A 14,845-nucleotide genomic window follows, 5' to 3' on the forward strand; every position below is an offset into this window, starting at 1 on the left:
GATCGACTCAAGGCCGCGCCCCGAGCGCCTGATAGAGCGCGGCGGTATCGGCATAACGCTGCGCGGCGGCTTTGGTGCGATCGAGTCCGGTCTGCAATTCCTGACGCTGCGTATCGAGCAGTGTCAATTGACTGATGCCGCCCGCCGCATACCGCTGGCTGGCGATCCCTGCGCTGTGTTGCGCGCTGCGCTGCGCGGCGTCGAGTGCCTGTAATGCAATCGCGTCCTGATCGAGCGCGCGCAGCGCGTCGGCGACCTGTTGCAGTCCCTGCAGCACGGTTTGCTTGTAGACGGCGAGCGCCGCTTGCCAGGCCGCCTCCGACGAGCGCTTGCGCGCCAGCAGTTCACCGCCGTGGAACAGCGGCTGCGTGAGACCCGCACCGAAATTCCACACGTTGAAGCCCGTCAGCAGATCGGACACGTTGACGCGTTCGGTCGCCGCGCTGCCCGACAGCGTGATGCGCGGATACAGGTTCGCGGTCGCGACGCCGATGTTCGCGCTCGCCTGATGCAACAGCGCCTCGGACGCGCGAATGTCGGGCCGCTGCCGCGCGAGCGTCGACGGCAAGGTCAGCGGCAGATCGGCCGGCAGCACGAGCGTATCCAGGTCGAGCGCGGCGAGGTCGTGGGTGGTGGCCAATTCCGCCGGCGCGCGTCCCAGATAGATCGCGAGTTGATGATCGGTCTGCGCAAGCTGCGTGCGCAATGGCGGTAACGTCGCGCGGGTTTGCTGCACGAGCGTGCGCTGGCTCAGCAGATCGACCTCGGAGATGCCGCCCGCGCCATAGCGGCGTTCGGCGATATCGAGTTGCTGCATCTGGTTGGCGAGCAGCGCTTCGGTGAGGGCGATCTGCCGCGCGAGCGATGCGCGCCGGATCGCCGCCGTCACGACGTTGCCCGCGACCGTCAAACGCGCGGCTTCGAGTTCATATTGCTGATAGTCGACCTGCGCGGCCACCGCTTCGAGCGCGCGGCGATTCGCGCCGAACAGATCGAGCGTGTACGACACCGTGACCTGTGCGCTGTACAGCGTGAACGGCGCAAACGCGCGGCCCTGCGTCAGCTGACCGAAGCCGAGCGCCTCGGGATCGATTTTCTCGCGCGTGGTCGACAGGTTCGCATCGACTTGCGGCCATAGCGTGCCGCCCGCCTGCGCGCGATAGTCCTGCTGCGCTTCGTCGAGTTTCGCGCGGGCTTGCGCGAGAGTCGGGCTATCGTCGAGCGCCTGCTGCACGAGCGCGTCCAGCGCCGGCGAGCCGAAAGCGCGCCACCAGCCGTCGCCGGGTACGTCTGTCGGCACGAAGTGTTGCGCGGCGCCGCCGGGACCATCGGCTGCGACGGTGCTCGCCGCAAGCGGCGCGGCGGTATAGCTCGACACGCTGGTCACGTCGGGTCGATGGAAATCCGGGCCGACGCTGCACGCGCACAATGCCGCGCTTGCGCAGAAGCCGGCCAGCCGGCGCATGGCGCAACGCTGGGACCAACAAGCCGCGCGATGAAAAACCGCGTCACGAAAGCCAGGAGCGGAACACATTGCAGGCCTTCCTCAATCGAGCGTGCGCCGATAGAACTTCACGGCGATACCCATTACGACCAACAGAAAGATCAGCAGCGGCCATACATGCGGCCACATGTCGGCCCAACCGACACCCTTGAGCAGAATGCCGCGCACCAGCCGGTTGAAGTAGGTGAGCGGCAACAGGTTGCCGATGTACTGCGCCCACTTCGGCATGCCCGCGAACGGAAACATGAAACCCGACAGCAGGATGTTGGGCAGAAAATAGAACATCGTCAGTTGCATGGCCTGCAACTGGTTCTGCGCGAGCGACGACAGCGTAATGCCGATCGTCAGATTGGCCGCAACGAACAATAGAGCGGACAGATACAGCGCGATCAGACTGCCTTCGAACGGCACGTTGAACACGAAGCGCGCCGCCGCGAGAATGATGCTGACCTGCACCAGGCCGATCGCCACGTAAGGCACGATCTTGCCGGTCATCACTTCGAGCGGCAGTACCGGTGTGGCGAGCAGATTTTCCATCGTGCCGCGCTCGCGTTCACGCGTGATCGCGAGGCCCGTCATCATCACCATCGTCATCGTCAGGATCACGCCCATCAGGCCGGGCACCACGTTGTACTGGGTCAGGCTTTCGGGGTTGTAGAGCCGGTGCAATTGAACGTCGAAAGCGGCCGGGCCGACCGCGAGCGTCGACAGCGGACCCGTGAGGTCCTTCTGCAACACCGACTGCGCGATCGACGGCAGCGCGCCGAGCGCGGTGCCCACCGCGGTGGGGTCCGTCGCGTCGGCTTCGACGAGCAGCGATGGCCGCGCGCCCTTGGCCAGATCGCGCGTGAAACCGACGGGGATATTCAGCACGAACAGCACCTTGCCCTGCGCGAGCGCGCGGCGACCGGATTCTTCGTCGGGCAGCGTCGATACGATGTCGAAGTATTCGGAGTTGCGCATCGCCATCAGGAAACTGCGCGTGAACTCGCTGTGATCGGCGGCGATGACGGCGGTCGGCAGATGCTTGGGGTCGGTATTGATCGCGAAGCCGAACAGCGCCATCTGCATGATCGGCAGCACGATCATCATCGCAAACGTGATGCGGTCGCGCTTCAGTTGCAAAAACTCCTTGCGCACGACGCTCCACCAACGCATCAGCGAAAAGCGTGGAAGTCGGCGCGCGGAATTCACGATGCTTTGCCCGAAGGGGTGGCGTAATTGTCGGTCGAGCGGTTCATCATGAAGATGAACACGTCCTCGAGGCCGGTTTCCTGTGGTTCGATCCGCAACGCCGGGTCCGAATGAGCCAGCCGGTCGATCGTGGCGTGGAGTTCGGGTGTGTCGGGACCGCTCACGTGCAGCGACGAACCGAACGCCACCGTCTGCTCGACGCCGGGCGAGCGGCGCAGCCGGTCGCCGAGCTCGACGAGACTCTGGCCGTACACGGCCCACGTCACGAGCCCTTGCGAATCGATGACCTGTTTCGACGTGCCCTGCGCGAGCAGCTTGCCGTAGGCGATATAGGCGAGCTTGTGGCAGCGTTCCGCTTCGTCCATATAGTGCGTGCTGACGAGCACCGAGATGCCGCGCGCCGCGAGGCGATGCAACTCTTCCCAGAAGTCGCGGCGCGCGCTCGGGTCGACACCTGCGGTCGGTTCGTCGAGCAGCAGCAGTTCCGGCTCATGGAGCATGCACGCGGCCAGCGCGAGACGCTGCTTCCATCCGCCCGACAGTGCGCCGGCCAACTGCTTCGCACGGCTTTGAAGGCCAAGCTGTTCGAGCGCGCGATCGACCGCCTCGCGGCGGTTCTTCATCTCGTAGATGCGCGCGACGAAGTCGAGGTTTTCGCGGATCGTCAGATCTTCCCAATAGGAGAAGCGCTGCGTCATATAACCGGTGCGCCGCTTGATCTGCGCGCTGTCCCGCACGATGTCGTAGCCGAGACACGTGCCGCTGCCGGAGTCGGGCGTCAGCAGTCCGCACATCATGCGGATGCAGGTGGTCTTGCCACTGCCGTTGGGGCCGAGAAAGCCGAAAATCTCACCGCGCTGCACGCGCATCGTGACATCGTTGACCACGTGCTTGGTGCCGAAATGCTTGTTCAGCCCCTGCACGTCGATCGCGTACACGGGGTCGCTGGCATTGCCGGAGGGCGCGGGCGCACTCATTGCAGCGTGACCGTGACGGGCTGGCCGGGCCGCAGCTTCGGCGCATCGGCGGTCTGGGGTCGGGCTTCGACCATGAACACGAGCTTCGCGCGGCTTTCGTTGCTGAAGATCACCGGCGGCGTGTACTCCGCCTGGTCCGAAATGAAGCTGAGCACGGCCGGCACATCGGCCGCGCAACCGTCGCAATGAATCGATACGCGACGGCCCGGCGCGAGCGAACCGACCACTCCCTGGGGCACGAAAAAGCGCACCTTGACGTTCTCCGGCGGCAGCATGCGCACGACGGGGCTGCCGGCCGGCACCCATTCGCCGCTGCGATACATCGTGTCGAACACGAGACCGGCGTGCGGCGCGTGCACGCTTTTCTGATCGAGCTTCCATTGGGCCTGGCCGAGCTGGGCCTGCGCCGCGTCGACCTGCGCCTGCTGCGCGCGGATCTGTTCGATCCGCCCAGGCAGACGCGCGACGGCCAGCTGGCTTTGCAACTCACGCACGTGCGCGGCGCTCGACAACGCGCTCGCGCGCGAGTCGTCGAGCTGGCTTTGCGCGATGCCGCCCGCGCCGAATTGCTGTTGGTCGCGGCGCAACTGCGTCGCGGCGCGCGTCGCATCGGCTTCGGCCTGTACGAGTTGCGCGCGCGTCACATCGACTTCCGGCGGACGCTTGCCGGTTCCAAGGTCGGCAAGCTGGGCGCGGGCCGAGCGCAATTGCTCGCTCGCCTGCGCGACGGCGTCGGTTTCGTTCTGCGCTTCGAGCGCGAAGAGCGGCGTGTTCTGCGCGACGGTCTGCCCGCGCGAGACCGCGAGCTCGGTCAACTGTCCCGCCTGCGAAGACGCGAGGTACAGGAACTCGCCTTCCACATAGCCTTGCCACGTGTTCGCCGGTGGTCGCGAACAGCTTGCGCACGCGATGCACAGCGCGAGCAACGCGCCACGTCGGGATGAGCTGGCGAACACGATCATGACGGCTTGCCCTTCGCGCGGCGTGCGGTGGACGTCGCCCCGGTTCTGGCCTTGGCGTTGGTCTCGACCGCCGTGGTTGCGCTCATGCCGTGCGCGAGCAGCGCGACGACATGGCGTTCGAGCGTCGCGCGGTCGAACGAGGTGCGCGGATTCAGGCGCTGCCAGATCCTCGCGGTTGCCTGCGGCAGCATCACCAGAGCGAGCACCGAGTTGAACAGCAGCAACGGTTCGAGCTGGGCGTTCAACTGACCCGACGCGCAGCCACGCGCGATGTTCTGACCGAACGCGGCGAGCTTTTGCACGGGGATGCGCGCAAACGCGCGCTCGCGCAGCAAACCGCCTTCGTTGACGATCTCGCGCAGCCAGAGCGAAGGCAGCCACGGCATGGTTTCGGTGACATCGAACATGCGCTTGACGATGCCTTGCGTCAGCGCGAGCGGTTCGTCGTGTTCGGGATCGACCGGGTCCCAGATCGCGCCGAACGCGGCGACGAGCCTTTCCTCGAACAACGCGTCGAGCAGCTTTTCGCGCGTCTGGAACCAGTAGTGCACCATCGCGGACGTCACGCCGCTCGCCGCCGCGATCTGCGCAACCGTCGTGTTGGCGATACCGCGCTCGGCGAACAGCGCCACCGCGACATCGAGCAGATGTTCGCGTGCGTCGAAGTCCTGCGGATGAGGACGGCGACCCATTCGGGAACGGGTGGGTTGCGGCATGGACACCAGACTAATTGATGAGTTAGTTAGTTTTAACTCATTGATGCTAGGATATTTTCCGGTATGGCGAAGGAGGGGAAACCCCTGGCGGCGGGCGGCCTTTATTCTCTCGTTGATCCGCGTCAGGAAACGCGCGACGTCACTGCCTGGGTAGCTTCGCTTTCGCCGTTCCGCCTGACGTTAAGCTGACAATGGACGGCAGCTGGCATCCCCGCGCGAAGCGCACTTTCGCCGGAAATTTCTATACTTTCTCTAGCGCACACCCGGCACGATCCAGCCCGTACGACCCAAACGAATTCAAGTCAACGAAACGAAAGAATCGAAGCGAACCCGCGGCGCGGCCACCACGGCTCACGCGCGATTCGTATGAGGAGGCAGACATGCCACATTCCGCATCCGCCGCGCCGGCGAAGGAAGGCCACGGCGAAGCGTCGCCGGCTCTGCCAGCGCTCGCGCTGGCCGCGCTCGGCGTGGTCTATGGCGACATCGGCACGAGCCCGCTCTATACGCTCGCCACCGTGTTCGATCCCAGCAACGGTCTCACGCTCAATGCTTTCAATATCGTCGGCATCGTCTCGCTGATCTTCTGGTCGCTGATGATCGTCGTTTCGCTCAAGTACGTCGTACTGATCCTGCGGGCGAATAATCATGGCGAAGGCGGCATCATGGCGCTGCTCGCGCTCGCGGCGTCGTCGATCGCGTCGCGGCCGCGTTTGCGTCGCGGCCTCCTCGTGGTGGGCGTGATGGGCGCGGCGCTGTTCTTCGGCGATAGCGTGATCACGCCGGCCATTTCCGTGCTGAGCGCCGTGGAAGGGCTCGAAGTCGTCGAGCCCGGGCTCAAGACCTATGTGATTCCAGTGACGCTCGCCGCGCTCATCATCCTGTTCGTCACGCAAAAGCACGGCACGGGCGGCATCGGCGCCGTGTTCGGGCCCGTGATGGTGCTCTGGTTCGTCGTGATCGGCGTGGCGGGCGTCGCGAACATCATGTCCGCGCCGGTCGTGCTGTATGCGCTCAATCCGCTGGAAGGGCTCGGCTTCGTCATGCATCACCGCTGGCTCGCGTTCGTCGCGCTCGGCGCGGTGGTGCTCTCACTGACGGGCGCCGAGGCGCTCTACGCCGACATGGGCCATTTCGGCAAGCGACCCATCCGCCTTACCTGGTTCGGCGTCGTTTTTCCCGCGCTTGCGCTCAACTATCTGGGCCAGGGCGCGCTGCTGCTGGCGAACCCCGGCGCGGTGCAAAACCCGTTCTACCGCCTGTTCCCGCAGTGGGCCATCGTGCCGATGATCGTGCTGGCGACGATCGCCACCGTGATCGCCTCGCAGGCCGTTATTTCGGGCACCTATTCGATGACGATGCAGGCCATGCAGCTTTCCTTCCTGCCGCGCATGAACGTCGTGCATACGTCGGAGCGCGAGATCGGGCAAATCTACGTGCCCGGCATCAACTGGATCCTGTTGATCGCCGTGGTTGCGGCGGTGTTGGGCTTCCGCTCGTCCACGGCGCTCGGGTCCGCGTATGGCATCGCCGTGACCGGCACGATGCTCATCACCACGTTCCTGACGTTCTTCGTCGTGCGTTACGCGTGGCGCTACAACTGGCTGCTGTGCCTGCTGTCCACCGCGTTCTTCTTCGTGATCGACGCGTTGTTCTTCTCGGCTAATCTGCTCAAGATCGTCGATGGCGGCTGGTTCCCGCTCGTGATCGGCGCGATCGTGTTCACGGTCATGGCGACGTGGGGACGCGGCTGGGAAATGATGCTGGCCGAGGCGCGCGTGCGGGCGGGAAAGACGCCGCTCAAGCCGTACCTCGCTGCGCTGCTCGAAAGTTCGCCGACGCGCGTGGGCGGCACGGCGATCTTCCTGACGCCGGACGCCGAAGCGGTGCCGCACGCGCTCGTCAACAACCTGCGGCACAACCGTGTGCTGCATGAGCGCACGGTTTTCCTGAGCGTAATAACGAAGAACGTGCCGTGGGTGGCCGACAGCGAGCGCGTGCAGATCAGGCCGCTGTGCACGGGTTGCTGGCACGCAACGGTGAAGTACGGATTCAAGGACGAAGTGGACTTGCCGCGCACGCTGGCCGCCTACAAATCGCCGGAACTGGCCTTCAACCTGGACGACACATCGTGGTTCCTGAGCCGCGCGGCCGTGGTGCCCAAACGCGGCCATGGCATGGCGCTATGGCGCGAGCGGCTTTTCGCGGTGATGCTGCACAACGTGGGCAATATCGCGGCGTTCTTCAAACTACCGGCCAATCGCGTGATCGAAGTCGGCGCGCGCGTGGAGATCTAGAGCGCGCCGTTCAGCAAGCGCGGAGCAGCGGCCGGCCTGCTTCGATACTCCTCGGCCCCGTAACCGCCGCGCCTGCGTAGTCAGCACGCGAGGCGGAGGCGAATCGCCCTTGTCCGACGCTACCGTTGAGCGCCGCTTCGCAACTCGGATACCTCGGGTTCGAAACTTGCTGCCCACGACCAACCCGCCGCTCGAATCGGCGCGCGCGTTTTGCTTCGCGGCAGGCTGGCATGGACGGACGCCCGCGCCGCATCCAACCAGGAGACGTGTCATGGGCGACGAGACTCACCAGAATCACGGACACGACCGCCGCCGCTTTCTTGCGGGCGTGGCCGCGGTGGCCGGCAGCGTTGCGCTATCGGGTTGCGGAGGCGGCGGTGGATTGGGCGGAGACGGCCAACCGGGCGGCGGGAGCGCCGGCGAACCCGCGTCCTCGATTACCGACATTCCATCGCCCAACGCCGCCGACCGCTACAGCCTGCCGCGCCCGGCGTTGCCCGCGCCGGCCAGTTCGGGCATCGACTTCATCGTGCTGGTCACGATGGAAAATCGTTCCTTCGACCATTTCCTCGGCTGGGTGCCGGGGGCCGAGGGCATGCCCGCGAACCAGCAGTTCAAAGACGCGTTCGGCGCGACGCAAACGCCGTTTTCCCTCGCGGCGAATGCCGCGTACGGCTATCAGGCGTGCGCCTACCAGGACCCTAATCACAGCTTCTCGGGGGCGCGCACGCAACTGGCATCGGGTGCGATGAATGGCTGGCTGCTCACACCGGGCACGAGCCTGAACTCGGGCGACCTGCTGCCTATCGGTTACTACACGTCAGCCGATCTTCAATTTTTCAACGCCGTGGCGAGCAGTTATACGATCGGCGACTTCTACTTCAGCGGCGTTCTGACCAGCACCTTTCCCAATCGCGTCTATCTGCATAGCGGCGCAACGGATCGGCTCGACGACAGCACCGACACTTCGTCGCTCGCCACGATCTGGGACAAGCTGAGCGACGGCAATATCGACTGTCACTATTACTACCATGACGTGCCGTTCACGGCGCTTTATGGCACGCGTTATCTGGGCATTTCGCGCCCGTTTGCTGATTTCCTCGTGAATGCCGCGGCCGGGACGCTGCCGCCGTTCTGCATGGTCGATCCGTCCTTCGCGGGCGAGCTGGAAGGCGTTTCCGCCGACGATCATCCGCATGCCGATATCCGCGACGGCGAGGCGTTTCTCGCGCAGGTCTACGAGGCGCTGCGCACGAGCCCGACGTGGAGCCGCACGCTGATGATCGTCGTCTACGACGAATGGGGCGGCTTTCTCGAGCACGTGGTGCCGCCCACCAGGCCGATCAGCAACAGCGAGCTCACACTCGGCAACGACGGCAAGCTCGGCTTTCGCGTGCCGCTCGCGCTGCTTGGCCCGCGCGTGCGCGCGAACTCGATCACCCGCTATCCGTTCGACCCCAGCTCGATTCACGCGCTGCTGCAATGGCGCTTCGGCTTACAGCCGCTTGGCGTGCGCGGCAGCGATCCGGCGACGTTCAATCTCGCCTACGCGCTCGATCTCGACGACGCGCCGCGCACCGACGCTCCCGCGTTCACGGTCGCCCAAGGGCCGTTCGGCGGGATCTGTCTGGGGGCGGCGGCACCTTCGCCCTCAAGCTCCGTAGCGGCGATCGATCAGTCGCAAAAGCTGGCGATCAACCCGACGGCGGACCGCTTCGCGGATCTGCGCGCGAAGGCGGCGTCACTAGGATTCCGGACCGGAGGCTAAGCTGGGTTTCCGCTTAAAATGAGCGGGCCGCAAGCCGGCGCCGGCGCCGGACCGGGCCGCGCTGGATTCTGAATGGCAGCGCGCACGGCGCGATGCACGGCCTGATGAAGGCTCATGCCTTGAGCGCAGTTTGGTGAGAAACGCTTGCGCGCGACATCGTTTTGCGAAGCGGGCCCCGCACTTGCTGGCGAGACCGCCTCGAAGCCCCGCGGTAGCGTGCAGCATGTCATCGGCGCGCGCGGCGGGCCGCCTACGTCGACGTCACCGCGTCGTCCTCAACGGGTCCGCCGATGCCATTTCGTTACGATCTTCCCGTTTGGTGTTCCCGCGAGCGGCCGTACCGCCGCGTTGTAGCCTCCGTGGCCGCCGCGCTGGCGTTCGCCGCAAGCACCAGCGTCATTGCGCAATCCGCGCCGACGGTCGCCCAGACCCCGCCGGCCGCGCCGGCCGTTACGCTGCCCGCATCGGCCGCCACCGCGAATGCCGCCAGCAGCGCCGCGGACCGGCACGTCGAAAACACGGATCACGCGCAGCCGTCGCCGGTCGTGCCGACGCCGCCGTCCGAGCTGTACGGCGAGCTGTATCGCGACGTCGAACTCGCGCATCTTTACCCGGACAGCAAGACGTTTGCCGATATGTCGCCAGGCGAGCCGCCGGCCCAGGTCATCGCCGACTACGACAGCCAGCGTGCTCAGCCGCGCTTCGACCTGAAACAATTTGTCGAACAGCGCTTCACGCTGCCCCCGCGCGCGCCGAAGCGCTACGCGTCCGATCCTGACGAGAGCGTCACCGCGCACATCGATACGCTGTGGAACGTGCTGCGTCGCGAACCGGATGCGAGCGCGAGCCCGTACTCGTCGCTGTTGCCGCTGCCGTCGCCGTACATCGTGCCGGGCGACCGCTTCGACGAGATCTACTACTGGGATTCGTACTTCATCCTGCTGGGGCTCGACGCGAGCGGCCAGCACGCGCTCGTCGACGACGAGCTGAACAATTTCTCGACGTTGATCGACCGCTATGGCCACATCCCCAACGGCAATCGCACGTATTACCTGAGCCGTTCGCAGCCGCCGTTCTTCGCGCAGATGGTGCAGCTCGTCGCGCGCAAGGAGGGCGATCAGGTCTACGCCCGCTATCTGCCCGAGTTGCGCCGTGAATACGCGTACTGGATGGCCGGCAGCGACCATCTCGCGCCGGGCAACGCGGCCCACCATCTCGTGCGCCTCGCCGACGGCACGCTGCTCAATCGCTACTGGGACGAGCGCGCGGCGCCGCGCGACGAGTCGTACCGCGAGGATGTGATGACGGCGCAGCGGATGCCGCAACGCGATGCGCGGGATTTGTGGCGCAACCTGCGCGCGGGCGGCGAAACCGGCTGGGACTTCAGCTCGCGCTGGTTCGCCGACGGCAGGACGCTCGCGACCATCGACGTGACCTCGCTGGTGCCGGTGGACCTGAACTGCCTGATGGTGGACCTCGAACGCACGCTCGCGAAAGCCTACCGTGTGACCGGCGATGCAGGCCACGCCGAGAATCTCGAACTACGTGCCCGGGTGCGCGCCGATGCGATCCGCCGGGTGCTGTGGGATCCGCAACTGCACGCATTCGGCGACTACGACTTCGTGCACCGCACGCTCACGCACCGGCTTACCGCCGCGACGGTGTACCCGCTTTACGCCGGCGTCGCGACACGCAACGACGCGCGCGAAGTGGCGCAGACGATCCGGCGCGATCTGCTGCGTCCGGGCGGTCTCGCGACGACGCGGACCGACACCGGCCAGCAGTGGGACGAACCGAACGGCTGGGCGCCGCTGCAGTACCTCGCGGTGATCGGGCTGCGCCGCTATAGCGAGCCGGAGCTCGCGCGCGATATCGCGACGCGCTGGATCCGCACCGACGTCGCGTACTACCAGCGCACCGGCAAGCTGGTCGAGAAGTACGACGTCGACGCGAGCGGCAAGTCGGCGGGGGGCGGCGAGTATCCGCTACAGGACGGCTTTGGCTGGACCAATGGCGTGCTGCGCGTGCTGATGCAGCTCTATCCGGATGCGGTGAGTTCGACGAAGCCGGCCGATCTGCCGGGCGGCGCGGTGGGGGTGTCGGATGCGGCGGCATCGGCGGCGGCCGCGCCGCAGACGTCGCACAGCACGTCGCCCGCGGGCCACTAGTTGCAAAGAGGCGCGCAGCCAGGTCCGCGCGTTCCGAAGAGGTAGTAGCGATACCAGGATGATGGGTTGACTGCCTGGCGGCGGCGCAGCCCGTTACGATGCTTTGGATAGCTCGAACAGACCCTCGTCACCCTGGAAAGCCTCGAAGATGAATCGTAAGCTCGACGTACCATCGGCCGAACCGGTGCCGCCGCAGGTGCAGGCCACGGCGACAGCCAAGGCCGCCCCGCCGGCCGGCGATGAAGCCGCCGCGCATTGGCAGCGCAATCTGTGCGTGTGCGTGTTCGGCTCGTTCACGACCATCGTCGCGATGACGCTGCTGCTGCCGTTCCTGCCGCTCTATGTCGAGCAGCTCGGCGTAAAGGATCATGCGGCGATCGTGCAGTGGTCCGGCGCCGCGTTCGGCGCGACCTTCTTCAGCGCCGCGCTCGTCGCGCCCCTGTGGGGCAAGCTCGCGGACCTCTACGGCCGCAAGCTGATGCTGATCCGCTCGAGCCTCGGCATGGCGGTCGCGATGTCGCTGATCGGCATGGCGCACTCGGCGTGGCAGCTGGTCGCGTTGCGGCTGCTCGCCGGGTTGCTCGGCGGCTATGCGTCGGGCTCGATGATCCTCGTCGCGACGCAGACGCCGAAGGCGCGTTCGGGCTGGGCGCTTGGCGTGCTGTCGTCGGGGATCATGGCGGGCAATCTGGTCGGCCCGCTGATCGGCGGCTTCCTGCCGCCGCTGATCGGCATCCGCGCGACCTTTTGGGCCTCGGGCGCGGCGATCTTCGTCGCCTTTCTCGCGACGGCGTTCCTGATTCGCGAAATGCCGGTTCGCAAGCGCGCGGACAGCGCGCCGAAGCAGGGCGCGTGGGCCTCGGTGGACGACAAGCGGCCGGCCATCGCGATGCTTGCCACGGGTCTGCTGCTGATGGTCGCGAACATGTCGATAGAGCCGATCATCACCGTCTACGTCGCCCAGCTCACGAAGCCTCAAAGCGTGACGATGATCGCGGGCTTCGTGATGTCGGGCGCGGCGCTCGGCAGCGTGATCTCGTCGTCGCGTCTCGGCAAGTTCGCCGATCGCGCCGGGCACTGGAATGTGATCGTCGGCTGCCTCGCCGTATCGGCGGTGTTGCTCGTTCCGCAGGCGTTCGTCACCGCGAGCTGGCAACTGATCGTGCTGCGTTTCCTGATGGGGATGGCACTGGGCGGCCTGTTGCCGTGCATCGCGAGCGTGATCCGCCATAACGTGCCGGCGAGCGTGACGGGCGCGATCCTTGGGTACTCGGTGTCGTCGCAATACGCGGGGCAGGTGGCTGGCCCGTTGCTGGGCGGTTTCGTCGGCGGACACATCGGTATGCGCGCGGTGTTTCTCGGCACCAGCGTGCTGATGGCGCTCGGCGCGCTCGCGAACTGGCGCGTAAAGTCGGGCAGGGCACGGGCAGCGGTGGCGCGCTGATACAAGCCTCCTCGACGGTCAACGCGTTTGCCATTCCGGCGCAAACACCTTTCCCCTGAAGACGGCCGCCGAGGAAAAGGCCAGCGTGTTTCAATCAGGTCGCGATACCTTGGAGACGTACAACGATCGACGCATCATCATGATCGGAATGATCCCGCCATTCAATTGCTCGAACTGATAGGCATAGCCCGCATATCTGCTGATTTCGATCTTCTGGACTCGCTTCAGGTGACTTTCGTTCTCAATCAGATGAAGCTCGATCATCGATGCAATCGTTGCGGCTTCGACTTGCAACGCATAAGGGGATTGTTTGACAGGCGACATTGCGACTCTGTATGCAGGCCGATCGATGGAGGAAATGATTTTTGAACCGTCAGATGGCGGGTTCGAGTTTTGCGGCCGGCACAAATAAAATCAATGGGTTACGCGCTGTGTGCGTAACCCATTTGTCTTTGGACTTCGCAAAAAGTACAGCTTCGATACACTGCCTAAGGTCTAGGCGGCTGGCTGTGGGGCCGTTGGTCATCGATGGCTATCGAACTGGGACTGATTAATGACAATGAATAATTCCGAAGGTCAGAGGTATTCGCAACGCAATGTTGCCGCCCGAATGGGTGCCTACATCGCTGAGCACGTTTTCGAGGGTGTCGCCCTAGTATTCACCGTAGCTGCTGCGCTGAACTATGCGGTCGGTCGGTCGTATCTGGACGGCTGGGCTGAAACGGCCGGTGTTCCTGGCATGATGTTTCAGCCGGATTTGTACGACACAATGCTGGCCGGAGTGCGGCTTGAGAGCGTCTGGCGCATTGCGGCCGTTGTTGTCGTGCTGTCGGTTCTGTATCTCTGGTTGAATGTCGTTGCCTCGGATTGGTGGCCTGGCCGACGTTCGTCTGCAAAGCGGCGCCGCCAGCGGCAGGACGGATATGACCAGTTGGGATTGCGCCGACGCTATGCTTGGGCGGCGAGGCGGGCGAGCGTCGGAGTGCCTGCAGAGCAATACGATGCGGTCATTGAACGTTCGAGATGGAGAGCTCTCGGACATAGAGGCTTGCGTCGTATGGAGCGGGCGGCTCGCCCAGCTCGTCGCGTAACCCCGCCTCGACTGATTACGCTTGTTGCAATTCTCGTAGGGGCGATCACGCTGATTGCAGCAAGCGTCTACGTCCTCTTTCGGAACACGTTGATTGATCCGGCAAAGGCGGATGGTGCCCGAGACTTCGTCAAAGTTTACGCGGCAGTTACCGGGCATATTCCATACCAATATTTTGCCTCAACAGTTTCCAAAGAAACGCTGCAGAACTGGGCCTGCGAAGGCCGGTTGGCTCTTTCACAATACAGATCGGTGATGCTGGCTGACTCAGACGCTCCTAACGTAAAGAAAGAGGCGTTTTACCTATTGCAGGGCTATGGCAGCACTTTTGTGCTACTGGGCGAGAAAGGCTCTATGATCAGGTCATTCGGAGACGCTCCTTTCAACTTACCTGAGTCGTCGACACGCCCGTTGTCCCCGTTGGCCAAAGGCTGCGAATAGGACTCATTGGCGACGATGGTCAAAACACCTTTAGGGACTTGGAAGACTGTAATTCGCAAAATCGGGTGGCCGACTACAGCTACAACTTTCCGCACCAAACGCGATGCCGAGGATTGGGCGCGTCGGACCGAGGATGAGATGGTTCGGTGTCTACCAAACGGCGGTTGTCAACGTACTTGTCGCGTCACCTCATGCGCACTGCTTTAGTTCTTCCGGTTGCATGCGCTCCGGATTGAGCCAGACTTCATCCTTCAATTTCCAGTTGCGCGTCGATCGGGACCAAC

11 protein-coding genes and 1 pseudogene are annotated in these 14,845 nt (G+C 64.7%); 6 read left to right on the top strand and 6 right to left on the bottom strand.

Features of this window, described 5'->3' with window-relative positions; all coding sequences use genetic code 11:
* Positions 1-7: 7 nt before the first annotated feature.
* From F6X37_RS18720 to F6X37_RS18740, 5 genes are all read right to left on the bottom strand, one after another.
* Positions 8-1,465, bottom strand: a complete 1,458-nt coding sequence (locus F6X37_RS18720; protein WP_262419964.1) for an efflux transporter outer membrane subunit — start codon at positions 1,463-1,465, stop codon at positions 8-10.
* Positions 1,466-1,546: 81 nt separating this feature from the next.
* Positions 1,547-2,662 (bottom strand): ABC transporter permease, encoded by a 1,116-nt coding sequence (locus tag F6X37_RS18725; protein WP_187612344.1) that lies wholly within the window; start codon positions 2,660-2,662, stop codon positions 1,547-1,549.
* Positions 2,663-2,694: 32 nt separating this feature from the next.
* Positions 2,695-3,675: an ABC transporter ATP-binding protein gene (locus F6X37_RS18730; RefSeq protein WP_187612345.1), complete on the bottom strand. Its 981-nt coding sequence runs from the start codon at positions 3,673-3,675 to the stop codon at positions 2,695-2,697.
* Positions 3,672-4,637, bottom strand: coding sequence for an HlyD family secretion protein (locus F6X37_RS18735; RefSeq protein WP_187612346.1), 966 nt, complete (start codon positions 4,635-4,637; stop codon positions 3,672-3,674). The genes F6X37_RS18730 and F6X37_RS18735 overlap by 4 nt, the downstream gene beginning before the upstream one ends.
* Entirely contained in the window at positions 4,634-5,329 is a 696-nt protein-coding gene (locus F6X37_RS18740) for a TetR/AcrR family transcriptional regulator (RefSeq protein ID WP_187612347.1), read from the bottom strand. The genes F6X37_RS18735 and F6X37_RS18740 overlap by 4 nt, the downstream gene beginning before the upstream one ends.
* 404 nt (positions 5,330-5,733) lie before the next feature.
* On the opposite strand from F6X37_RS18740, the gene F6X37_RS18745 reads away from it, so the two are divergent.
* The 4 genes from F6X37_RS18745 (at position 5,734) to F6X37_RS18760 (ending at position 13,030) form a co-directional block, all read left to right on the top strand.
* Positions 5,734-7,650 carry a potassium transporter Kup gene (locus tag F6X37_RS18745; RefSeq protein ID WP_187612348.1) on the top strand — a complete coding sequence of 639 codons (1,917 nt, stop codon included), beginning with the start codon at positions 5,734-5,736 and terminating at the stop codon, positions 7,648-7,650.
* A 271-nt stretch (positions 7,651-7,921) separates the two neighbouring features.
* Positions 7,922-9,418 carry an alkaline phosphatase family protein gene (locus F6X37_RS18750; protein ID WP_187612349.1) on the top strand — a complete coding sequence of 499 codons (1,497 nt, stop codon included), beginning with the start codon at positions 7,922-7,924 and terminating at the stop codon, positions 9,416-9,418.
* 359 nt (positions 9,419-9,777) lie between these two features.
* On the top strand, positions 9,778-11,586 hold the full coding sequence (treA, locus tag F6X37_RS18755; RefSeq protein WP_187612350.1) for an alpha,alpha-trehalase TreA: 1,809 nt from the start codon (positions 9,778-9,780) through the stop codon (positions 11,584-11,586).
* Between the two features lie 148 nt (positions 11,587-11,734).
* The gene (locus F6X37_RS18760) at positions 11,735-13,030 is read left to right on the top strand and encodes an MFS transporter (RefSeq protein ID WP_187612351.1); all 1,296 of its coding nucleotides are present in this window, start codon (positions 11,735-11,737) and stop codon (positions 13,028-13,030) included.
* 90 nt (positions 13,031-13,120) lie between these two features.
* Here the strand turns inward: F6X37_RS18760 and F6X37_RS18765 are convergent, their stop codons facing one another.
* Positions 13,121-13,354 (bottom strand): hypothetical protein, encoded by a 234-nt coding sequence (locus F6X37_RS18765; RefSeq protein WP_187612352.1) that lies wholly within the window; start codon positions 13,352-13,354, stop codon positions 13,121-13,123.
* A gap of 229 nt (positions 13,355-13,583) precedes the next feature.
* Between F6X37_RS18765 and F6X37_RS18770 the strand changes: the two genes are divergently transcribed.
* The gene (locus F6X37_RS18770) at positions 13,584-14,561 is read left to right on the top strand and encodes a hypothetical protein (protein ID WP_187612353.1); all 978 of its coding nucleotides are present in this window, start codon (positions 13,584-13,586) and stop codon (positions 14,559-14,561) included.
* Positions 14,562-14,567: 6 nt separating this feature from the next.
* Positions 14,568-14,708 (top strand): annotated as a pseudogene (locus F6X37_RS36965) (site-specific integrase); the annotation flags it as partial.
* Positions 14,709-14,845 lie beyond the last annotated feature (137 nt).

This window comes from Paraburkholderia sp. 31.1 (assembly GCF_014397645.1).
GTDB classification, from domain to species: domain Bacteria; phylum Pseudomonadota; class Gammaproteobacteria; order Burkholderiales; family Burkholderiaceae; genus Paraburkholderia; species Paraburkholderia tuberum.